The organism is Pseudomonas cucumis (assembly GCF_030687935.1).
GTDB classification, from domain to species: domain Bacteria; phylum Pseudomonadota; class Gammaproteobacteria; order Pseudomonadales; family Pseudomonadaceae; genus Aquipseudomonas; species Aquipseudomonas cucumis.
This window is the reverse complement of the sequence record NZ_CP117454.1, coordinates 4,175,087-4,196,514: the sequence shown is the minus strand read 5'-3', so window position 1 is coordinate 4,196,514 and position 21,428 is coordinate 4,175,087. Positions and strand designations below refer to the sequence as shown.

Below are 21,428 nucleotides of genomic sequence, written 5' to 3'. Positions count from 1 at the left end.
TGATCGTATGGTTAACCCGGCTTATCGGATTTTGATGGAGCACCATGCAAGCCAATCGATTGATCATGAGCGCCGCGGCACTGTTGGTTCTGGCCGGTTGCGGTACTCAACGCACGCAGGAACCGCCGGCCCGAAAGCCTGCCGAGGTCAAGGCCGAGATCATGCGTCTGCTACCGGCCAAGACACCCGACCGCCAAGGCTGGGCCACGGACATCTACGCGGCATTTGCCGCGCAAAAGATTTCACCGACCACGCAAAACCTGTGTTCGGTACTCGCGGTCACTGAGCAGGAATCGACGTTTCAGGCTGATCCGCGGGTGCCGGGCCTGGGCAAGATCGCCCGGGACGAGATCGACCGCCGCGCCGCCAAGGCCCACATTCCCGGCCTGCTGGTGAGCGGTGCCTTGCAGGTAAGCTCACCCAATGGCAAAAGCTACAGCGACCGGCTGAATGCCGCGCGCAGCGAAAAAGAACTCAGCGCGATTTTCGATGATTTCATCGGCATGGTGCCCATGGGGCGGACGCTGTTCGATGGTTTCAACCCGGTGCACACCGGCGGGCCGATGCAGGTCAGCATCGATTTTGCCGAGCAGCAGGCGCGGGATTATCCCTATCCGGTGGACGGCTCGATTCGCCGCGAAGTGTTCACGCGTCGCGGCGGTATGTATTTCGGTATTGCCCATTTGCTCGGTTATCCAGTGAGCTACAAGCAGCCGCTGTATCGCTTCGCCGATTTCAATGCCGGTTGGTACGCCAGCCGTAATGCGGCGTTTCAGAACGCGGTAAGCCGTGCGACCGGCATTCCGCTGGCGCTGGATGGCGATCTGGTGCGCTACGGTTCGATCATGCCGGGCTCCACGGAATTGGCGGTGCGCACTCTCGGCAAGCAATTGGACATGCGCAACCTGACCATTCGGGATCAATTGGAGGAGGGTAACAGCCTCGAATTCGAAGACACCAAGCTGTATCGGCGCGTGTTTGCCTTGGCCGAACAGGCTGAAGGTCGACCATTACCTCGGGCGGTGTTGCCGGGGATCCTGCTGCAAAGCCCGAAAATCACCCGCAAACTCACCACGGCATGGTTCGCCAAGCGGGTCGATGAGCGTTATCAGCGCTGTATGAAGCGGGCGGGGAGGTAAACATTAGACTAATGCCAGTCAGTGTGCGGAACCTGACTGATTGATATTTGTTGATGAGGCACTCGGGCGCAGTCTTGGGCATCTGCTACAAAGAGAGAGTCGCAGAGGAGATTTAGTCATGTACCAGCTCTACGGACATCAAAACTCAGGTGCGGCGGCCATCGAAGCCGCGCTGGAACTGTGCGAGGTTCCTTATCGCTTCATCGATGTTTCATCGTCCCCGGAGGCGGTTCAGGCATTGGAGAAGCTCAACCCGCTCAAGCAGATTCCCACCCTGCAATTGCCCGATGGCGGTGTTCTGACCGAGAGTGCGGCCATCCTGATTCATCTGGGCCTCACGTTCCCGGAGTCGAACCTGCTGCCGGAAAACCCGCTCAAGCGTGATCAGGTCATTCGGGGCCTGGTGTACATCGTCAGCAATTGCTATGCCGCCATCGGCATCATTGATTATCCCGAGCGCTGGCTGGCCGAGGCGGATGAATCATCGAGGGAAAATCTTATGGCCGGTGCCCGCCAGCGCCTGCACTGGAGTTGGGAGGTGTTTGCCGATCAGTTCGCCGGCAAGTTGTACCTGGGCGAGGGGGCGCCGGGCGCACTGGATATTCTGGCGGCGGTGGTGACACGGTGGGCGGGTACCCGAGAGCACTTGCGCGCTGCGCGGCCGGGGTTCTCCGCCTGGCTCGAACGCTTCGACCGGCACCCTGCATTGGCACCGGTTTTCGCGCGGCATTGGCCGTCTTAAGAACACCGCCAATCACTCGCCGCGAATGTACTGTTCCAACTGCCGAATCAGTTCAGCCTGTTCGGCGATGGCTTCCTTGACCAGGTCGCCGATGGACAGCAAGCCTATCAACTCGCCGTTTTCCACCACCGGCAAATGCCGCAGGCGTTTTTCGGACATGATGCCCATGCAGGTTTCGACGGTTTGATGGGTGTCCACGGTGATGACTGGCGCCACCATGATGTCGCTGACCGGTGTGCCGACAGAGGAGCGCCCCTTGAGCACCAGTTTGCGCGCATAGTCACGCTCGCTGATGATGCCGACGACCTTTCCCTCTTTCAGCACCGGTAACGCGCCGACGTTTTTTGCGGCCATCACCATCAGCGCTTCCAGCACCATTTGATGAGGCGCAATGGTGTGGACTTCCTGATTCTGTTGGGCCTTTAACTTGAGCAGTTGGGCGACGGTTTTCATGGCGGATTCTCGGGTGTTGTCGTTGTTCTTGAAGAATCGTAGAGACGCGCTCGCAGAGCAAGGCAGAAAGCGGCAGATACCGCGCAAAAAGCGTCATTCAGCGATTTTTCTTTGTAAAAGTCCGACTCTAATGCCGGTAAGTTAAGAAATGTGAGCGACGAAAATCCTGTGGGAGCGTCTTAACTTACTGGCATCAGGGCAAGCCCCCTCACCCCACCGCCGATCACGCGTAGAATTACCCCTTGAATCAGATCGTTGAGGTTGCAGTAGTGGATTTACAGCAGGGCTTCGTCCTGACCCGGCATTGGCGCGATACCCCGGCCGGCACGGAAGTCGAGTTCTGGCTGGCGACCGATGCCGGTCCCCGACGCATCCGCCTGCCGCATCAACAGTCAGTAGCGTTCATTCCGGCAGCCCAGCGTGAGCAAGCCGAAGCGCTGCTGCGCGACGAGAAAAACGTCGAGCTGAAGCCCTTGGCACTGCTGGACTTCGAACACCGCCCGGTGCTCGGCCTGTATTGCCAGCAGCACGGCCAGTTGATGCGCCTCGAAACCGCACTGCGCAGATCAGGCGTCGATGTATTCGAAGCCGACATCCGCCCGCCGGAACGCTACATGATGGAGCGTTTCATTACCGCGCCCGTTTTGTTCGGCGGCACGCCCAGCGCCGAAGGCCTGCTGCTCGACGCGCAAATGAAACCCGACCCCGGCTATCGACCGAAGCTCCGGCTGGTCTCGCTGGACATTGAAACCACCGCTCAGGGCGAACTGTATTCCATCGCCCTGGAAGGCTGCGGCGAGCGGCAGGTGTATATGCTCGGGCCGCCCAATGGCGATGACAGCGGGGTGGATTTCCAGCTCGAATACTGCGACTCACGAACCCTGCTGCTGAAAAAGCTCAATGAATGGTTCGCCCGGCACGACCCCGACGCCATCATCGGCTGGAATGTCGTGCAGTTCGATCTGCGTGTACTGCACGAACATGCTCGGCGCTTGGCGGTGCCGCTGAAGCTGGGGCGTGGCGGCGAAGAAATGCAATGGCGCGAGCACGGCAGCCGCAATCATTACTTCGCCTCGGCCGCCGGCCGGTTGATCATCGATGGCATCGAGTCACTGCGCTCGGCGACCTGGAGCTTCCCGTCGTTCAGCCTGGAAAACGTCGCGCAAACCCTGTTGGGCGAGGGCAAGTCGATCGACAACCCGTACCAGCGCATGGACGAAATCAATCGCATGTTCGCCGAGGACAAACCGGCCCTGGCGAAGTACAACCTCAAGGACTGCGAACTGGTGACGCGGATCTTCGCCAAGACCGAATTGCTGACCTTCCTGCTCGAGCGCGCCAGCGTCACCGGTTTGCCGGCGGACCGCAGCGGTGGTTCGGTGGCGGCGTTCACGCACCTGTATATGCCGTTGATGCACCGGCAGGGCTTCGTCGCGCCGAACCTCGGGGGCAAACCACCGCAGGCCAGCCCCGGTGGTTTTGTCATGGACTCGCAGCCCGGGCTGTACGAATCAGTGCTGGTGCTCGACTACAAAAGCCTCTATCCGTCGATCATCCGCACCTTCCTGATCGACCCGGTGGGCTTGATCGAAGGGCTCAAGCATCCCGACGACAGCGAGTCGGTGCCGGGTTTTCGCGGTGCACGTTTTTCAAGAACCCGGCATTGCCTGCCAGCCATCGTCGCCCGGGTCGCCGAAGGTCGTGAAACCGCCAAGCGCGAACACAACGCGCCGCTGTCCCAAGCGCTGAAGATCATCATGAATGCCTTCTATGGCGTCCTCGGCTCCAGCGGTTGCCGCTTCTTCGATACACGGCTAGCCTCGTCCATCACCTTACGCGGACACGAGATCATGCTGCGCACTCGCCAGTTGATCGAAGCCCAAGGCCATGCGGTGATCTACGGCGACACCGATTCCACCTTCGTCTGGCTGCGCCGCCCCCACGGTCAGGCCGAAGCCGCGCAGATCGGTCATGCGCTGGTGGATCACGTCAACCAATGGTGGCGCGAGCATGTGAAACAGGAATACGGGCTGGAAAGTGCCCTGGAGTTGCAGTTCGAAACCCACTACAAGCGCTTTCTGATGCCGACCATTCGCGGCGCCGAGGAGGGCAGCAAGAAGCGCTATGCCGGGTTGGTCACCCGCACCGACGGCACCGATGAAATGGTCTACAAGGGCCTGGAAACCGTGCGCACCGACTGGTCGCCGTTGGCCCGGCAATTCCAGCAGGAGTTGTACCTGCGCATCTTCAATCGCAAGCCATATCAGGATTACGTACGTGACTATGTGCGCAAGACGTTGGCCGGTGAATTCGACGAGCGCCTGATCTATCGCAAGCGCCTGCGCCGTACCCTCGACGATTATCAACGCAACGTGCCGCCCCATGTGCGGGCCGCGCGAATCGCCGACGACTACAACGACCAGCAGGGACGCCCGCGGCAATACCAGAACGGCGGCTGGATCAGTTATGTCATCACCGTCGCTGGCCCCGAGCCGCTGGAAATCCGCAGCGCGTCCATCGACTACGACCATTACATCACCCGGCAACTGCAACCGGTGGCGGATGCGATCCTGCCGTTCGTGGATGACGATTTCTCAACGCTGATTGGGGGGCAACTGGGCCTGTTTTGAGTCCAGCAGCGACAACGTCCAGCCATCCGGTATGCCATGAAAATACTGATCCAGCGCCTGATGGAACAGACTGCCTTTTGGCGAAACCTGGGCGAACAGCGTCATCGATGAGTGAAACTTGAGGTTGTCGGGGTGACCGAAAATCTTGGTGATCGACTGATGAGGAGCGTCCAGAACCAGTTGCGTGCAGGCACGCAAGCGTGGACCCAGCAATGGATGCTCCAGATACGCGGTGGCTTCCTCACTGGAGCGAATGGCAAAGTAGCGGGACATTTCGCTGTCACCCAACCCGGAAAACTGCGGAAAGATGAACCACATCCAGTGTCGGCGCTTCTGACCGGCGCGCAGTTCCTCCTGCACCCACTTGAACACAGGGTCCTGCGCCTGGACGAAGCGTGGCAAATTGAAAGCGTCGAGCTGATCGGTACTTCTCATGCCGATGCCCTCTGACAAAACCGCGATGGCTCAGACCATGGCCAACCGCTGCTTGCGTTGTGGCGCGCGAAAAGCTTGGTCCAGCGCCTCCAGATCCCCAACTTCAAGCCGCAATTGCGCCGCTTGCGCATTGAGCTGCACATGCTCGGGACGGACCGCCTTGGGGATGGCGATCACGCCGTTCTGACGCAGAATCCATGCCAGCGCGACCTGCGCAGGTGTCGCCTCGTGACGGGCGGCAATCTGCTTGAGCGTCGAATTGGCCAGCATGTGCCCGCCCTGGCCGATCGGACAATAAGCCATCACCGGCATCCTTTGATGTTGGCTCCAGGGGAGCAAATCAAATTCGATGCCGCGCTCTTCCAGGTTATACAGCACCTGATTGGTGGCGCAGGCTGGCGAGGCCAATTCTTCCAGGTCATCCAGATCGAAATTGGACACGCCCCAACGGGCGATCTTGCCGTCTTCGCGCAGGCGTTCGAAGGCATCGACGGTTTCCGCAAGGGGATACTCGCCGCGCCAGTGCAACAGGTAGAGATCGATGTAATCGGTATTCAACCGCCGCAGGCTGCGCTCGCAGGCCTGGGGGATGCCTTTGCGGCTGGCGTTGTGGGGATAGACCTTGCTGACCAGAAAAACCTGATCGCGAAGGCCGGCGATGGCTTCACCCACCACCTCTTCAGCGCCTCCTTCGGCGTACATTTCAGCGGTGTCGATCAGGGTCATGCCCAACTCGATGCCCAAACGCAGCGCTGCAACTTCCTTTGTGTGTCGGGAGCGTTCCTCTCCCATGCGCCAGGTTCCTTGGCCAATGACCGGCACATGGCTGCCGGCCAGCTCAAGAGTACGCATGAATCCTCCTTCCTGAAGTTCGATCGATACATCAGTTGGCAGCAAAACCGCGCGGTGGTTCCATGGCGATCTCGAAAGATCGCAGCCTGCGGCAGGAGCTGCCGAAGGCTGTGATCTTTTGATCTACAAGGTGGAAAACTTGTACACCGTAGTCTGGCTATAGCGCTTGCCCGGATCCAGCCGTGTGGACGGGAAGCTCGGCTGGTTCGGCGAATCCGGATAATGCTGAGTCTCCAGGGTAAACGCCCCCCAATGCGGATAAATCTTGCCAGCCTTGCCCTTGACCGTGCCATCGAGGAAGTTGCTGGTATAGAACTGCACACCCGGTTCAGTAGTGTAGAGCTGCAAGCGGCGCCCGGATTGCGGATCGCTGACATCGGCGGCGAGTTTGCCCAGGTCACCCTTGGCGTCCAGCACCCAGTTGAAATCAAAACCACCTTGTTTCGGTTCGGCGAATTTCAGTTGCGGGTGATCAGCCTTGATGTGTTGACCGATGGCGGTCGGCTGAGTGAAGTCCATGGGTGTGCCGGCGACCGGGGCCAGTTCACCGGTAGGGATCAGTTTGCCGGTGACCGGCGTGTAACGGGCGGCATGCAAGGTCGCAAGCTGCTTCAGCACGTCACCATTGCCCGCGCCGGCCAGGTTGAAATAACTGTGGTTGGTCAGGTTCAGCACTGTGGGTTTGTCGGTGCTGGCCTTGTACTCGATGCGCAGCTCATTGTTCTCGGTGAGGCTGTAGGTGACCTCGGTTTTCAGGTTACCCGGAAAGCCCATTTCACCACTCGCTGACAGATACGTCAGGGTCACGCCCACCGAATCCTTGCCTTTGTTCGGTTCGGCTTTCCACACCCGTTTGTCGAAACCCTGGGCCCCGCCGTGCAGTGAATTGCTGCCGTCGTTGAGTGGCACCTGATAGCGCTTGCCATCCAGCTCGAAGGCGCCGTTGGCCAGGCGATTGCCGAAGCGGCCAATGGTCGCGCCGAAGTATGCGGTGCCGCTTTGGTAACCCTGCACATCATCGAAACCCAGCACCACATCGTCGAGCTTGCCGTTTTTGTCCGGCACTTTCAGCGACTGCAGAATCCCGCCGTAGGTAATGACCGTGGCTTGCAGGCCATGGCTGTTGCGCAAGATGTATTGCTCGACGGGCGTGCCGTCATTGGTTTTGCCGAAGGCTTTGTGTTCGCTGGACAAACCGGTGGCTTGAGCGGGGAGGGTGGCGATCATCAGGGACAGTCCGAGGCCGGAGAGCAGGTATCGAGATTGAAACATGGTTGACCTTCCTTTTTGTTGTTTTGTGATAAGTAGTCATACTAATAATCGAGATTTAACGCGATCAAGGAAGGATTTATAGCTTATTAATGCCATGTTGCAATTATAAAGTATGACTAATCAAGGTTGCTTTCACGATGGTCAGCGCTTGCGGACCACCGGCACTGCACTTTTTCGGCTTTCGCGGTTCTATCCTTGGCCAGCCCGCGGCGATCCCCACTGCCGGCCCATGCCCAAGTTCAAGAACCCATGGCTCGAGTTTTACCCCGCTTTACCCTGCGCATTCGTCGTCATTGCTTGCTGTTGATTAGCTTGTCGCTGCTCTTCGCCAGTGGCTGCAGCCATCAACCGGGTAACGATATCGTCAGCCAGTTTCGCAACGGCAAACCCCAGGAATTCCTCCAGACCAGCGTCGACCGCATGGCGACTCTGACGATGCGCGACAACCTCGAAAGCCTTTACCTACTGATGAACAAGCTCTACCTGCGCAACCCGGAGGAGCTGAAAAAATCCGGCTTCCTCGATGTCGGCACCGCGGAAAAACAAGTGCGCATGGCCATCGAACAGCAACAGCCACTGCCCACCCTCGGCGGCAAAAAAGACCTCGCCGCGCTGAGCTATGCGATGAGTCCGGAATTCCTCGGCGACCGGGTAGGTGCCTTCATCTATGCCATCGGCAGCATGCTGGTCACCGCCCACGGCAATCGGCTGGAGTTCTACATGACGGATGCGATCAACCCGACCTTCGTCAGCAATGCCGCGCGCAACATCGAGAAAGCCACCTGGATCTTGAGTCAGCGGCAAACCAAACAAGGCGAGCCGTTGCTGTTTTCCAACGAAATCTCGGAGGAGGGCAGCAACCTGAGCTTCGCCGTGGAGTTCGGCAAGATCGTCGCGCGGCTGGACCTGTTGACCCAGATGCTCGACGAACGCTATCGACGGATCGGCCTCAACTACGCCCAGAGTTTGCTGTTTCTGAATTTCTTGCCGGTGCAATAAAGCGAGTGCTAAATCCAATCCCTGTGGGGGAGCTTTTGTGGGAGCTGGCTTGCCTGCGATTGCATCAACTCGGTTCGACGTTAAACCGAGTCGTCTGCATCGCAGGCAAGCCAGCTCCCACAGGGATTTGAAAGAAAGAAGATCGTGTTCCGGCCCAATGAGTTGGCATAACGATAGACCGCATCGATATAACTGGTTATAAGAAAAATCGCTATGCTGCGAGCCGGTTATTTCCCTGCGATTTTCTGGGCGTATTAATGGAATTCGGTAATTTCGGGTTGGTCGTTGCAGGTCTGGTGGTCGGCTTTATTGTCGGCATGACCGGCGTCGGGGGCGGTTCGTTGATGACCCCCATTCTGTTGTGGTTCGGCGTCAACCCGGCCACGGCGGTGGGCACGGACTTGCTGTACGCGGCCATTACCAAATCCAGTGGTGTGCTGGTTCATCGCAAGAACAAGAACATCGACTGGGCGATCACCGGATGGCTGACCCTCGGCAGTGTGCCGGCGGTGGCGCTGACGCTGTGGTTCCTGAGCAGTTTGCAGACCTCACCCGACGCGATGAATGCCGTCATCAAACAAGCGCTGGGCTTCGTGCTGTTCGCCACGGCTCTGGCGATTTTCTTCAAGAAACGCTTGCTCGACTTCGCCCATAAACGAGCGGGTGGCCACTACAACCCCAGCGGCTCGCGGTTGAATGCACTGACCGTCATCACCGGTCTGGTCCTGGGCACCATGGTGGCCCTGACCTCCATCGGCGCTGGTGCTCTGGGCACCGTAGCACTGTTCATCCTGTACCCGATGCTGCCGACCCGCCGCCTGGTCGGCACCGAAATCGCTCACGCGGTGCCCCTGACCCTGGTCGCCGGCCTGGGCCACGCGAGCATGGGCAACATGGATTGGCACGTTTTGGGCTACTTGCTGGTCGGTTCGCTGCCGGGGATTTACCTGGGCAGCCACTTGACCGGGCGTATCTCCGACGAACTGCTGCGTCCGTGCCTGGCCACGATGCTGGTGCTGATCGGCTACAAGCTGGCGTTCTGATCCGGCACCGTATACATCACTGAATTTAGCGGAATCATGCTCTCGCTGACGTAGTCAAAACTATGACCACGTTCAGATGAGGTCATGACGTCCATGAACAGCCCCGTAAACGATCTTCTGCGCCGGTTCCGTCGCCCCCGTGGCGAGCCACCCGGCAACGCGGCCGAAGTGTTGCGCCGCCATGCCGAGCCGTTGCCTGCACTCGACTCACCTGAATTCGGCGAAATGTTCGACCGCTTTGGCGATGCCAGCGTGGTGCTGATCGGCGAAGCCAGCCACGGCACCCAGGACTTCTACCAGACCCGAGCGGCGATCACCCGCCGCCTGATCGAGCAGCACGGCTTCGGCATCGTCGCGGTCGAGGCCGACTGGCCCGATGCCGGACAGATTGACCGATGCGTCCGTGACCTGGGCCGCTCCGCCTGGAAAAAACAGGCCTTCGCCCGATTCCCCACCTGGATGTGGCGCAACACGGCCGTGCAGACCTTTACCCGCTGGCTGCACCACCATAACCGCGGGCTGACGCCCGAGCAGCGTGTGGAGTTTCGGGGGCTGGATGTTTACAGCATGCGTCACTCCATCGACGAAGTACTGAGCTATCTCGATAAGACCGACCCGCAGCTGGCAAAAGAAGCTCGACATCGCTACAGCTGCCTGACGCCGTGGCATGACGACCCGGCGCTGTACGGTCATTTCGCCGAGCGGGGCAACCTGGCCACGTGCGAGGATGCAGTGGTCGAGCAATTGAATGTGCTGCTGGGCGAACGGCTCGACCCGATGGTGGCCGACGACGAGGCGTTTTTCAGCGCCACCCAGAACGCCCGCGTGGTGCGGGCCGCCGAGCAGTATTACCGCGCCATGTACCGCGGCTCGACCGCCTCGTGGAACCTGCGTGACCGGCACATGTTCGACACCTTGCAAACCCTGATGGCGCATCGCGGGGCAGGTGCCAAAGCGGTGGTGTGGGCGCATAACTCACACATCGGTAACGCCGCCGCCACGCAAATGGGTTGGGAAGGGCAATTCAACATCGGCCAGTTGTGCCGCACGGCCTACGGCTCACAAGCGGTACTGATCGGCATGGGCACCGACCACGGCACCGTCGCTGCCGCCGATGACTGGGATGAGCCGATGCAGGTCAAACAGGTGAACCCGGCATTGGCCGACAGCTGGGAGCAACTGTTTCTCCAGGCCGGCGTCCCCGCAGCACTGCTTGATTGGCGGACGTCACCGAGCGAGGAATTGCTGGACGTACTGGCCGAGCCGCTACTTGAGCGCGCCATCGGCGTCATCTATCGACCCAGGACCGAGCGCCAGAGCCATTACTTTCAGGCCGTGCTGGCGGAGCAGTTCGACGCTTTTGTCTGGATCGAAAAAACCCAAGCGGTCTCGCCATTGCCGGAGCCTGAGTTCATGGAGCATGAGGAAGATACCTTTCCGTTCGGCATCTGACGGGGCTCTATTCCCGGGTGAAGATCTCCAGCAGATGCCCATCGGGGTCATCGAAATACACCCGCCGGCCACCGCCGTAATCGTTGATCTCGTTCGGCCGTTGCTTGCCCGGATCTGCCCACCAGGGCTGCTTGAGCGCTTGCAGGCGAGCGAAGGCCGCATCGAAGTCTTCGTCGCCGATCAAGAACGCATAGTGCTGGGACGCGATGGGCGGGTCGTTGTTGTAGAAGTCCAGTGACACCCCGTTATCGAACTTGACCACCAGCATCGGCCCGAACGGCTCTGCATCGGGCAGGCCGAGGAGGTCGGTCAGATAGCGGGCCGAGACTTGTTTGTCACGGCACCAGACGATGGTGTGGTTCAGCTGAGCGCTCATGGAAAAATCCTCACGGCGAATCAGGTGGGCAAGTCGTGCCATGAGATTAGCTCAGGCTGTTGCGCAATGACCGCCCTGACCTAAGCTTGGGGCAAGGCGAACACAAATACGGTGCGTCACCCGGAACGTTCGCCGCGATGCGCAATCATTAGAGCGTGGATATCAAAAGGAGATGCGCATGCTCATCAGGTCTTTGACCCTGGCTACTCTGCTGGCTTTCGTCGGCCCCCTGTTCGCCGCCGATGACGATTCCCCTCTGGTTAAAGACGTGGGCAGGGCCCGGCCCCTGATTGTCATCGCGCCCAGTTCGGTCGACCCCACTTGGGTCAACCTGAAAAAATCGCTGGATGAACCCGCCAGTCGCAAGGGCTTCACCGAGCGAAACATGGTGCTGTATACCGTGATCAATACGATGGGTCAGCGCGACGGCAAAGACCTCGACCCGCAAACGACAATGGCGTTGATCCGCTCGCTCAAGCTGGGCGCCGGGGCGAAAAGCAAAATAATTCTGGTCGGCAAGGACGGGGAAAAGAAGCTTGAAAAGGATGTGGTCGAGCTGAAAGAGATTTTCAGCACCATCGACGAGCTGCCAGCCGCCGAAAAGGAAGCCACGGTACCGGTGCCAGCGCCGGTGGCTGACGTTGCACCGGCCAAAGGCGCAAAAGGCAAACCGGCGAAGCCTGCCAAGCCGCCTGAGCAGCCGGATGATTGAGTTCTGCTGCTTGAACCAATGCCGGTAAATTAAGAAATTTGAGCGACGAAAATCCTGTGGGAGCGTGGCTTGCCCGCGAAGAATGCACTGCGGTTTGTCTGCTACTACGCGTCATCGTTCTTCGCGGGCAAGCCACGCTCCCACAGGTTCTGCGCCGGCTGCGATCTTTTGATTTTGACTTTTGATCCGTCAGTCGCTCAGCGCAGCCAATATGTTGTGGGCGATTTTGATTCGCTCTGCGTTCGGGTAGTTTTTGTTGGCCAGGATCACGATGCCGATGTCCTTCGCCGGGATAAAGGCGACATAGGCGCCAAAGCCGCCGGTTGAGCCGGTTTTGTTGATCAGCACGGTGTCGCGTTGCGGTTGCGGCGGGTTTAGCCATCGGACTTCATGAGGCTCAAGCGCCATTTGCGACGAGTTGCCCGCCAGCAATGTATCGAGCGTTACCGGATAGTTGTAGAACTCCCATCCCAACCCTTGAGTCATGTCGCCAACCTGATAATAGCCTGTGTGAGTGATGGCGATGGCTTGCTGCAAGGGCTTTTCCAGCGAAGTCGGATTCATGTTCGCTTCAACATAGCGAAGCAGGTCCGAGGCGCTGGTTTTCACGCCATACGCTTCAGAATCCAGTGCGCCCGGTTCGACTCGCACAGGTTTGTCGTCTTTGCTGTAACCCTGAGCATAAAGCCCCATCTGATCCTGCGGCACCTTGAGGTAGCTGTGCTTGAGGCCGAGTTTCGGCAGCAAGGTTTTTTCCATCAGCTTATCGAATGGCGCACCCATGCTTTGCGCCGCCAGATAGCCGAACAATCCAAGGCTGGGGTTTGAATACTGGCGATGAGTGCCGGCGGCGTAGGTCGGTTTCCACTGCTTGAAATAGCCGAGCATTTTGTCCTGATGGTCTGCATCGCTGGGGAACTGCAGCGGCAGACCGCCGGCGGTGTAGGTGCCGAGTTGCAGCACGCTGATGTTGTCAAACGTGCTGCCACGCAATGTGGGCAGGACCTGACTGGCGTTGTCCGACAGGGCCAGTTTGCCTGTGGCCTGGGCATAGGCGGCGAGGGTGGCGGTGAAGGTTTTGCTCACCGAACCGATCTCGAACAAGGTGTCGTTTGCCACCGGGCGCCCGGTTTCTTTCGACGCCACGCCGTAATTAAAGTAATGCTGCTTTCCGTTGACCGTTATTGCCACGGCCATGCCAGGAATGCCCTGAGCCTTCAAGACAGGCCGCACAGCGTCGTTAACAATCTTCTCGATGGGCTGATCTGTCTGGGTCGCGGCCACACAATGGCTTGCGCCAAATACCGCCATGCAAGCCGCAAGAATCTTCAATCCGGCAATAATTTTCTTGTTTGTCATTGTTTCAATTCCATGATTTTACGGGGTGTTAACCGCTACACTCCAAGCGGTTTTTAAGCCGGTCCGCTGCTGGGCGAGCCAAATCTATGCAGTTTGGCGAAGACCGACAAACGACGATATTTCGGATGAGCCATTAGAAAATTTTGGGAGTTGGCATGATTCGACCTCATTTGCCGCTGAATGCGCTGCGCGCTTTCGAGGCTTCGGCGCGCCATTTGAGTTTCACGCGGGCGGCGGTGGAGTTGTGCGTCACGCAGGCGGCGGTGAGCCATCAGGTCAAAAGCCTTGAAGCCCAGCTTAATGTGACCTTGTTCAAACGCCTGCCCCGCGGCCTGATGCTGACCAGCGAAGGTGAAACTCTGCTGCCGGTGTTGCGCGATTCGTTCGACCGGATTGCCGAGACCCTGGAGCGTTTCGAGGGCGGGCATTTTCGCGAGGTGTTGACGGTGGGGGCCGTGGGGACTTTCGCGGTCGGCTGGCTGTTGCCACGGCTGGCGGATTTTCAGTCGAAACATCCGTTCATAGATTTGCGTCTTTCGACCAACAACAACCGGGTGGATGTGGCCGCCGAAGGTCTGGATTATGCCATTCGTTTTGGCGCGGGGGCGTGGCATGGGATTGAAGCGGTGCGGTTGATCGAGGCGCCGCTGTCGGTGCTCTGCGTTCCCGAGGTTGCGCGACAATTGCACACACCGGCTGACCTGTTGCGGCAAACGCTATTGCGCTCCTACCGCACGGATGAGTGGCCGGAGTGGTTCCAGGCGACCGGTCTTTCGGCCCATGCCGCAACGCCCCGGAGCATCGTCTTCGACTCGTCGCTGGCGATGATGGAAGCGGCGCTGCAAGGGGCGGGAGTGGCATTGGCGCCGCCCTTGATGTTCTCTCGGCAACTGGCGGCGGGCGCAATCGAGCAGCCGTTTGCCATCGGGATCACCACGGGTAGCTACTGGCTGACCCGCTTGCAGTCGCGACCTGAAACCTCGGCGATGGCGGCGTTCAAGGGCTGGCTGCTGCAAGCGGCCCAGAGGAATTAGCGTGAACGCCTCCCCTGTGGGAGCGAGCCTGCTCGCGATGGCGGTGTGACAGTCAATGATGATGTTGGCTGTTACGGTCTCATCGCGAGCAGGCTCGCTCCCACAGGGATTGCGGTGCTTTCAGAAACTTAGCGCACCAGGCACGGCCGCTTGTTATCGAATTTCCACCCCGGAATCAGAAACTGCATCGCCACGCTGTCGTCCCGCGCACCCAGTCCCATGCCTTTGTACAACTCATGAGCCTTGGCCAGTTGATCCATGTCCAGCTCAACCCCCAGGCCAGGTTTTTTCGGCACCTGCACGCAGCCATCGACGATTTGCAGCGGTGACTTGGTCAGGCGCTGGCCGTCCTGCCAGATCCAGTGAGTGTCGATGGCGGTGATCTCACCCGGCGCGGCGGCCGCGACGTGGGTGAACATGGCCAGGGAAATATCGAAGTGGTTGTTGGAATGCGAGCCCCAGGTCAGGCCCCATTCGTGGCACATCTGCGCCACCCGCACCGAGCCCTGCAGGGTCCAGAAGTGCGGGTCTGCCAAAGGAATATCCACTGACTGCAACTGGATCGCATGGCCCATTTCCCGCCAGTCGGTGGCGATCATGTTGGTCGCGGTTTTCAGACCCGTGGCACGGCGGAATTCAGCCATGACTTCCCGGCCTGAGTAACCGTTTTCCGCACCGCACGGGTCTTCGGCGTAGGCGAGAACGTGATGCTGATCCCGGCACAGGTGGATCGCTTCTTTCAGCGACCAGGCGCCATTCGGATCAAGGGTGATGCGCGCGTCGGGGAAACGTTCGGCGAGGGCGGTGACCGCTTCGATTTCCTCGTCGCCACTCAACACGCCGCCCTTGAGTTTGAAGTCTTTGAAGCCGTAACGGGCGTGGGCGGCTTCGGCCAAGCGCACCACGGCGTCGGCGCTCATGGCTTTTTCGTGACGTACACGGAACCAGTCGTTGTCGGCGTCTGGTTCGCTGCGGTAGGCCAGGTCGGTTTCGTTGCGATCACCGACATAAAAAAGATAACCGAGCATCTTAACTTCGTCGCGCTGCTGGCCTTCGCCGAGCAGGGCTGCGACCGGCACATCCAGGTGCTGACCGAGCAAGTCGAGCAGTGCGGCTTCCAGACCGGTGACCGCGTGAATGGTGATGCGCAGGTCGAAGGTCTGCAGGCCGCGACCACCAGCATCCCGATCGGCAAAGGTCTGGCGCACTTGATTGAGGATCTTCTGGTAAGTGCCGATCGGGCTGCCGACCACCCATGCGCGCGCGTCTTCCAGCGTCTGGCGAATACGCTCGCCACCCGGCACTTCACCGACGCCAGTGTGGCCGGCGTTGTCCTTGAGAATCACGATGTTGCGGGTGAAAAACGGGCCGTGGGCGCCGCTCAGATTTAGCAGCATGCCATCGTGGCCGGCCACGGGAACAACCTGCATGCTGGTGATGATCGGGGCTTTTGCGGCTTCTTGTGGGTTCATTTTCTTGTCCTTAAAATCGTGCTCTTACATGAGTGTTCAGGCGTGATTAGGTGCTGGTTTGCCCGGGGCAACCACAGGTGCGGGTTTCGGTTTATTGCGCGCGGCGAAGACGATGATCGCGGCGATGATCGAGGTGGCGGCCAGGCCGTACAGCCCGCCCTGAATCGACCCGGTGTGTTCTTCCAGCAAACCGAAGGTGGTCGGCGCAACGAAGCCACCGAGGTTGCCCACCGAGTTGATCAGTGCGATCACGCCGGCAGCAATCCGTGCATCCAGGTACGCCTGGGGAATCGGCCAGAACAGCGACGATGCCGATTTGAAACCCAGCGCGGCGAAGCAGATGGCGACGAAGGCGAAGATCGGCCCGCCCGTGGTGGACATGAACATCCCGGCGGCAGCGATCAGCAGCGCAGCGGCGACCCAGGCTTGCTGGTGTTTCCATTTGGCCGACAGCGTGGCGAAGGCGTACATGCCGACGATCGACAACAACCACGGAATCGAGTTGAACAACCCGACCTGAATGTCGCTCAGGTCGCCCATCTTCTTGATGATGCTCGGCAGCCAGAAGGTCGCGGCATAGATGGTCAGCTGGATGAAGAAGTAGATCAGGCAGAACAGGATGATCTGACGATCCTTGAGCAGCGTGCCCAGCGACGGTTTGATCGGCGTCGCGGCTTCGCGGGCCAGTTGTTCGTCATCGATGGCTTTGACCAGCGCGTCCTGCTCGGGACGGGTCAGCCATTTGGCGTCATGGGGTTTGGAATCCAGCCAGAACCAGACGAACACGCACAGCCCGACCGAGAACATCCCCTCGATGAAATACATCCACTGCCAGCCATGCATGCCCAAACCGCTGATCTGCAGTAGCAACCCGGACAGCGGACCGGAAATCAGCGACGCAATGGCCGAACCGCTGAGGAAGATCGCAATCGCCTTGCCGCGTTCGACGCCGGGCAACCAGCGGGTGAAGTAATAAATCACCCCAGGGAAGAAACCGGCTTCGGCCACGCCCAGTAAAAACCGCAGGATGTAGAAGTGGGTTTCGTTCTGAATGAACGCCATGCAGGCGGCCACCAGACCCCAGGTCAGCATGATGCGGGTCAGCCAGATTCGTGCGCCGACTTTTTGCAGGAGGATGTTGGAGGGGACTTCGAACAGCGCGTAACCGATGAAAAACAGACCGGCACCGAGGCCGTAGGCGGCAGCGCCAATGCCTAAGTCATGTTCCATGTGGGCGCGGACGAAGCCGATGTTCACACGGTCGATGTAGTTGACGATGAACATGATCACGAACAGCGGCAGAACGTGGCGTTTCACTTTTGAGATGGCGGACTTCAGGACCGAATCGGCGCCATCGTTCATCCCGGATATGGATGTATTCACTGCTTTTTCTCCCACTCGTTATTTTTATGCGGGGTGTCGCTGGGTGCTGCGTTGTTGATAGACATCATACAACTAGATTTTTTTGTCCTACAAGTGTTGTCTCTCAACAAAATGGCGCTAGGTGGGAGGTTTTTTATTCGTTTTTTGGTTTTGTGTGGCGTATTTACTGGGTTGTGTCAGGATTTGTTCAGTCGGTGATTTTTTCTTTATCGCGATGATGATCCTGGATTTGATAAGTTTAAATCGTCTGTTTCAGCATGATTATTGAGTGTTGTCATACAAGTTGAGCGGCATTTTGTTGAGATTCCCGTCACCGGGAAGCGAGCGCAGTGCTACGATCCGGATACCCGCTTTACGGATAAATCACCATGCAAGAAGACATTGACGCACCTGCCCGCAAGCGTGCCCACAACCTGGCCCATGATCTGGTGAGCAAACTGACCCAGAGCATCCTGCTCGGCCAGATGGTGCCGGGGGACAAGCTGCCGTCGGAGAACTCGATTGTTCAGGAGCATGGCGTCAGTCGCACGGTGGTGCGCGAGGCAATCTCGAAGCTGCAGGCTTCGGGGCTGGTGGAGACCCGTCATGGCATCGGCACCTTTGTTCTTGAGCGAGCACCGGATCAGGGGTTGCGGCTGAATGTCGATACCGCGCTGGGCGTGCGCAGTATTCTGGAGTTGCGCATGGGCCTGGAAACCCAGGCGGCGGCGCTGGCAGCGGTTCGTCGCACAGACCAGCAGTTGGCGCAGATGCGTGAAGCGCTGGATGACTATCAAAGCCTGTTGGCCAACAACGACAGTTGCGTCGAGGCGGACAAACGCTTCCATCTGCTGATCGCCGAAGCCACCGGCAATGTGTGCTTCACCGAGATCATGCAGCACCTGGGCAGCGCCATGATCCCCCGAACCCGCGTCAATGCCGCCGAGCGCGGGTCGGCGGATTTGAGCAAGCTCGGTCAGCTCGCCAACCTTGAACACGAGGCGATTCTCAATGCCATCAGACGCCAGGATCCGGATGCGGCGCGGGCGGCAATGTGGCTGCATCTGACCAACAGCCGCGACCGCTTTTCGGCTGATCGGTAGCCGCCGTTGGTCTCCTCGATAGCACCCCGTTTGCAGGCTCGTTTCCAACCTGTACGGCCCAGATTCGCTGGACCTCATCAGTGAGGTGCGTCATGGCTAACGAGAACGCTGTCAGACCCCATCCCGATATGGACGATCCGTCGATGGATCACGACGTACCACCCGGCATGGACCCTTCGCGAGACCCGGCCGATTCGGAAGTTGAGCGTCCTGAAGACTGGAGGGACCCGGCTCTGGACCCCGATCTGGATGAAGACATTCCCGCGCCGGATGAAGAAACACCATTGTCCGACGACAGGCGATAAACGAAACCCGGCCGATGCGCCGGGTTTTTTGTGGATGCAGGTTTACCGCGTCATCGTTCTTCGCGGGCAGGCCTCGCTCCTACAAAAGCACCGCCGCCGGATGCGATTGGCCTACCGCAACGAGCGATAGGCAATGGGGTCAATGTAAGCCGACTGGAGATCCCGCTCCGGGATTTCCCAGATGATTTGCTTTGGTGGCGTTTCTTTGTAGGCCGGGTTGTTGAGGTAGCTGTTTGCCGCGCCAGAGAACGCTCCGCCGTCTTTGGCGAAGTTACCCACGGGGGCGCTCAGTGCCTGCTGCAGAAACCCTGCGAAGTTGGAGTTGCGCGAGAATGAAGTGCCAATGAGCGCGGTGTTGGGGAGGTCGGCATCGCCAAAGAGGTCTGTCTCGGTATCAGGGCTGTCGGCTGACGCAACGGGAAGTTCGTGGGTGCTGGTCTGGGCCACCATTTCCGGGGCGGGTTGCCATTTGAGTGGCAGCCAGTCGATGCCTGCCAGATGGACCAGATCGCCAGGTCGCACCGCGAGCGGGACATGACTTTCGTTGAACGACCTGTGTGGCGTTGCGCTGATACCCAAGGTCTTCAGGTGCTGTGTGATGGCATCGGCCGCCGTCTTCGCGCCGGATTCGCTCCAGTGCGTATCGGTGCGCAACCAGGCACTTGCCCCCAGTGGCGTCAGCGCACCGGTGAGGTCCAGATTCGGCACGCCAGCCACATCCAGCTTCGAGGTCCAGGCCTGGATGCGCCCTTCGAAAGCGGCTGGACGGTGCAGTGCGCAACGCTGCTCGGAAGCGATGCGGCTCTTGTCTGGAACGATGACCACCAGGAGGTTGATGTCACGTTGGGAGAGCTGCTGCTTCAGATCAATCACTGCCTGGACTTTGGCATCGGCATTGCGCTGCGCTTGATGATTGACCTTGAGCTCATCGGCCAAAAACAACCATTCGGGACAACCCGAGCGAACCCGCGGCCCGGTGTCCCTGAGCAGCAGCCAACTGACACCGCGCTCCAGCTTGGCGAAAGTGGTGGGGAGGTCAGCGTTCGACAGTTCCCTGGCGATCCGATGAGTGATATCGCCGTCAAAAATCTGCGTGGTCAGCCCTTGATCGGGTAACAGCGAGATCTGCCCTGAAACGATCAGACGGCCAGAGGACAGCAGCCCGACGAACAGGAATATCAGCAGCGCCACGCCTGCCAACCGACTGCCGGGTGTCGCCTGATCATCTGGCTGAGTGGAGGGCGGGGTGTGCTTTGGGGTCGTCATCAGAATTGGAAGTACAGGAAGGGTACGGTTTCGCGACTGGCGATCAATGCGAACGACAGCATGAAACCGGCGATGGGCCAAAGGGCGGCGGCGTTGAACACAAGGCCGCTCAGTTGTTTCTCACAGTAAGGGCGCAGCAGCGGTGCGATGACACCGAACACGCCCAGCAAGCCCGCAAGACCGTGTACCGGGCGCAGGGTCGCGGACAGTTCATCACCGAGGGCGATGCCCTGCAGGCCGAGCTGTCCGGCATACAGGTTCAGCGCGCTATGAAAGTCGGGGGCGCGGAACAGTGTCCAGGCCAGGCAGACGAATAGCAGTGTCAGCCCATGGGAAAGCACCGGCGGTACCGGGGGCAGGGTAGAGCTGTTCCAGGCACGATTCACACACAACGCAATGCCATGGGCGCTGCCCCACAGCAGGTAGTTCCAGCTGTCGCCACCGTGCCAGAGGCCGGCGATGGCCATGATCAGGAACAGGTTACGATACGTTTTCCAGGTGCCGTTGCGATTGCCACCCAGCGAAATATAAAGATAGTCACGTAGCCAGCTGGACAGCGACAGGTGCCAGCGACGCCAGAAATCCTGAATGCTGTTGGCCAGATACGGACGGTCGAAGTTCTCGGGAAAGTGAAAACCCAGCATCAGTCCCAGCCCAATGGCCATGGCACTGTAGCCGGCGAAGTCGAAAAACAGTTGCAGGGAGTAGGCAAGGCAGCCAACCCAGGCGTCGGAGAAGCTGGGATTCGGCAAACTGAACGCCACATCGACCACGGGTGACAGGGTGTCGGCCACCAGCACCTTCATGCACATCCCGACCATGAACCGGCGTGCGCCCAGCGAGAAATTCTGCAGGTTGAAGTCACGTTGATTCAGCTCACGCCGAACCCAGTCATAGCGAATGATGGGGCCGGCGACCGAATGGCCGAACATCGAAATATAGGTGGCGTAATTAATGAAGCTGCGTTCGACCGGCACGGTACGGCGATGCACATCCACCAGATAGGAAATCGCCTGCAATACGATAAACGATAGCCCGGCCGGCATGATGACCCGCTGCCAGTCCAGCGGCATGGCGCCATACCAGGTGACGGCATCCATCAACGTGCCGGCGACGATGTTGGCGTACTTGTACCAGCACAGCACCGCCGTGTTGAGCACGATCAGCAGCGCGAGTAGCCGCACACGGCCCTTGCCCTTTTCCCGCAAGGCTTCAATCAGCAAGCCGCCGACCCACGCCGTTATCGTCAGCATCACATGCACAGCGAGGAACCGAGGGCTCAACCAGCCATAAAACAGCCAGCTGCCGATCAGTAACGTGACGTTGCGCCAGGCGGCTAGGCACACTGTATAGCCGCACAAGAACAGCGGCAGGAACAGCGTCAGAAACTCGAGAGAGGCAAAAACCATGGTGGTGGCGCGA

Annotated in this window: 20 protein-coding genes; 10 read left to right on the top strand and 10 right to left on the bottom strand. The window is 59.3% G+C overall.

The features are described from left to right. Positions 1–44: 44 nt before the first annotated feature. A complete protein-coding gene (locus PSH97_RS19060) occupies positions 45–1,139 on the top strand; it encodes a DUF1615 domain-containing protein (RefSeq protein ID WP_305446249.1) in 1,095 nt (364 codons plus the stop codon). A gap of 118 nt (positions 1,140–1,257) precedes the next feature. Then, positions 1,258–1,881, top strand: coding sequence for a glutathione S-transferase N-terminal domain-containing protein (locus PSH97_RS19055; protein WP_305446248.1), 624 nt, complete (start codon positions 1,258–1,260; stop codon positions 1,879–1,881). Positions 1,882–1,893: 12 nt separating this feature from the next. Here PSH97_RS19055 and PSH97_RS19050 read toward each other — a convergent pair whose 3' ends face one another. Then, on the bottom strand, positions 1,894–2,334 hold the full coding sequence (locus PSH97_RS19050) for a CBS domain-containing protein (protein WP_007901706.1): 441 nt from the start codon (positions 2,332–2,334) through the stop codon (positions 1,894–1,896). A gap of 269 nt (positions 2,335–2,603) precedes the next feature. Here PSH97_RS19050 and PSH97_RS19045 point away from each other — a divergent pair, with 269 nt between their 5' ends. Further along, positions 2,604–4,964: a DNA polymerase II gene (locus tag PSH97_RS19045; protein ID WP_305449832.1), complete on the top strand. Its 2,361-nt coding sequence runs from the start codon at positions 2,604–2,606 to the stop codon at positions 4,962–4,964. Here PSH97_RS19045 and PSH97_RS19040 read toward each other — a convergent pair. From PSH97_RS19040 to PSH97_RS19030, 3 genes are all read right to left on the bottom strand, one after another. Continuing rightward, complete coding sequence (locus PSH97_RS19040) at positions 4,929–5,399, bottom strand: DUF1810 domain-containing protein (RefSeq protein WP_305446247.1); 471 nt, start codon at positions 5,397–5,399, stop codon at positions 4,929–4,931. The two genes, PSH97_RS19045 and PSH97_RS19040, sit on opposite strands and share 36 nt — an antisense overlap. A gap of 30 nt (positions 5,400–5,429) precedes the next feature. Beyond that, entirely contained in the window at positions 5,430–6,251 is an 822-nt protein-coding gene (locus PSH97_RS19035; RefSeq protein ID WP_305446246.1) for an aldo/keto reductase, read from the bottom strand. A 123-nt stretch (positions 6,252–6,374) separates the two neighbouring features. Continuing rightward, positions 6,375–7,523 carry an aldose epimerase family protein gene (locus PSH97_RS19030; protein ID WP_305446245.1) on the bottom strand — a complete coding sequence of 383 codons (1,149 nt, stop codon included), beginning with the start codon at positions 7,521–7,523 and terminating at the stop codon, positions 6,375–6,377. Positions 7,524–7,772: 249 nt separating this feature from the next. Between PSH97_RS19030 and PSH97_RS19025 the strand changes: the two genes are divergently transcribed. The 3 genes from PSH97_RS19025 to PSH97_RS19015 all read left to right on the top strand — a co-directional run bounded on the left by PSH97_RS19025 (position 7,773) and on the right by PSH97_RS19015 (position 11,017). Further along, positions 7,773–8,522 carry a hypothetical protein gene (locus PSH97_RS19025; protein ID WP_305446244.1) on the top strand — a complete coding sequence of 250 codons (750 nt, stop codon included), beginning with the start codon at positions 7,773–7,775 and terminating at the stop codon, positions 8,520–8,522. Positions 8,523–8,779: 257 nt separating this feature from the next. Then, positions 8,780–9,565: a sulfite exporter TauE/SafE family protein gene (locus PSH97_RS19020; RefSeq protein WP_305446243.1), complete on the top strand. Its 786-nt coding sequence runs from the start codon at positions 8,780–8,782 to the stop codon at positions 9,563–9,565. Between the two features lie 93 nt (positions 9,566–9,658). Further along, positions 9,659–11,017: an erythromycin esterase family protein gene (locus tag PSH97_RS19015; protein ID WP_305446242.1), complete on the top strand. Its 1,359-nt coding sequence runs from the start codon at positions 9,659–9,661 to the stop codon at positions 11,015–11,017. A gap of 7 nt (positions 11,018–11,024) precedes the next feature. Here PSH97_RS19015 and PSH97_RS19010 read toward each other — a convergent pair whose 3' ends face one another. Continuing rightward, positions 11,025–11,393 carry a VOC family protein gene (locus PSH97_RS19010; protein WP_305446241.1) on the bottom strand — a complete coding sequence of 123 codons (369 nt, stop codon included), beginning with the start codon at positions 11,391–11,393 and terminating at the stop codon, positions 11,025–11,027. 178 nt (positions 11,394–11,571) lie between these two features. Between PSH97_RS19010 and PSH97_RS19005 the strand changes: the two genes are divergently transcribed. Next, positions 11,572–12,105, top strand: a complete 534-nt coding sequence (locus tag PSH97_RS19005) for a DUF4174 domain-containing protein (RefSeq protein ID WP_305446240.1) — start codon at positions 11,572–11,574, stop codon at positions 12,103–12,105. 189 nt (positions 12,106–12,294) lie between these two features. Here the strand turns inward: PSH97_RS19005 and ampC are convergent, their stop codons facing one another. Beyond that, positions 12,295–13,464, bottom strand: a complete 1,170-nt coding sequence (gene ampC / locus PSH97_RS19000; RefSeq protein ID WP_305446239.1) for a class C beta-lactamase — start codon at positions 13,462–13,464, stop codon at positions 12,295–12,297. Between the two features lie 155 nt (positions 13,465–13,619). Here ampC and PSH97_RS18995 point away from each other — a divergent pair, with 155 nt between their 5' ends. Continuing rightward, positions 13,620–14,498 (top strand): LysR substrate-binding domain-containing protein, encoded by an 879-nt coding sequence (locus PSH97_RS18995; protein WP_305446238.1) that lies wholly within the window; start codon positions 13,620–13,622, stop codon positions 14,496–14,498. A 128-nt stretch (positions 14,499–14,626) separates the two neighbouring features. On the opposite strand, the gene gudD is transcribed toward PSH97_RS18995, so the two are convergent. Together gudD and PSH97_RS18985 are read right to left on the bottom strand one after the other, a co-directional pair. Next, a complete protein-coding gene (gudD, locus tag PSH97_RS18990) occupies positions 14,627–15,970 on the bottom strand; it encodes a glucarate dehydratase (RefSeq protein ID WP_305446237.1) in 1,344 nt (447 codons plus the stop codon). A 36-nt stretch (positions 15,971–16,006) separates the two neighbouring features. Then, positions 16,007–17,353, bottom strand: coding sequence for an MFS transporter (locus PSH97_RS18985; protein WP_305446236.1), 1,347 nt, complete (start codon positions 17,351–17,353; stop codon positions 16,007–16,009). Between the two features lie 368 nt (positions 17,354–17,721). Here PSH97_RS18985 and PSH97_RS18980 point away from each other — a divergent pair, with 368 nt between their 5' ends. Continuing rightward, entirely contained in the window at positions 17,722–18,435 is a 714-nt protein-coding gene (locus tag PSH97_RS18980) for a FadR/GntR family transcriptional regulator (protein ID WP_007901747.1), read from the top strand. A 92-nt stretch (positions 18,436–18,527) separates the two neighbouring features. Continuing rightward, the gene (locus PSH97_RS18975; protein WP_305446235.1) at positions 18,528–18,740 is read left to right on the top strand and encodes a hypothetical protein; all 213 of its coding nucleotides are present in this window, start codon (positions 18,528–18,530) and stop codon (positions 18,738–18,740) included. Between the two features lie 111 nt (positions 18,741–18,851). Here the strand turns inward: PSH97_RS18975 and PSH97_RS18970 are convergent, their stop codons facing one another. Then, complete coding sequence (locus PSH97_RS18970) at positions 18,852–20,006, bottom strand: alginate O-acetyltransferase AlgX-related protein (protein ID WP_305446234.1); 1,155 nt, start codon at positions 20,004–20,006, stop codon at positions 18,852–18,854. After that, positions 20,006–21,415 (bottom strand): MBOAT family O-acyltransferase, encoded by a 1,410-nt coding sequence (locus PSH97_RS18965; protein ID WP_305446233.1) that lies wholly within the window; start codon positions 21,413–21,415, stop codon positions 20,006–20,008. The genes PSH97_RS18970 and PSH97_RS18965 overlap by 1 nt, the downstream gene beginning before the upstream one ends. Positions 21,416–21,428: the final 13 nt, after the last annotated feature.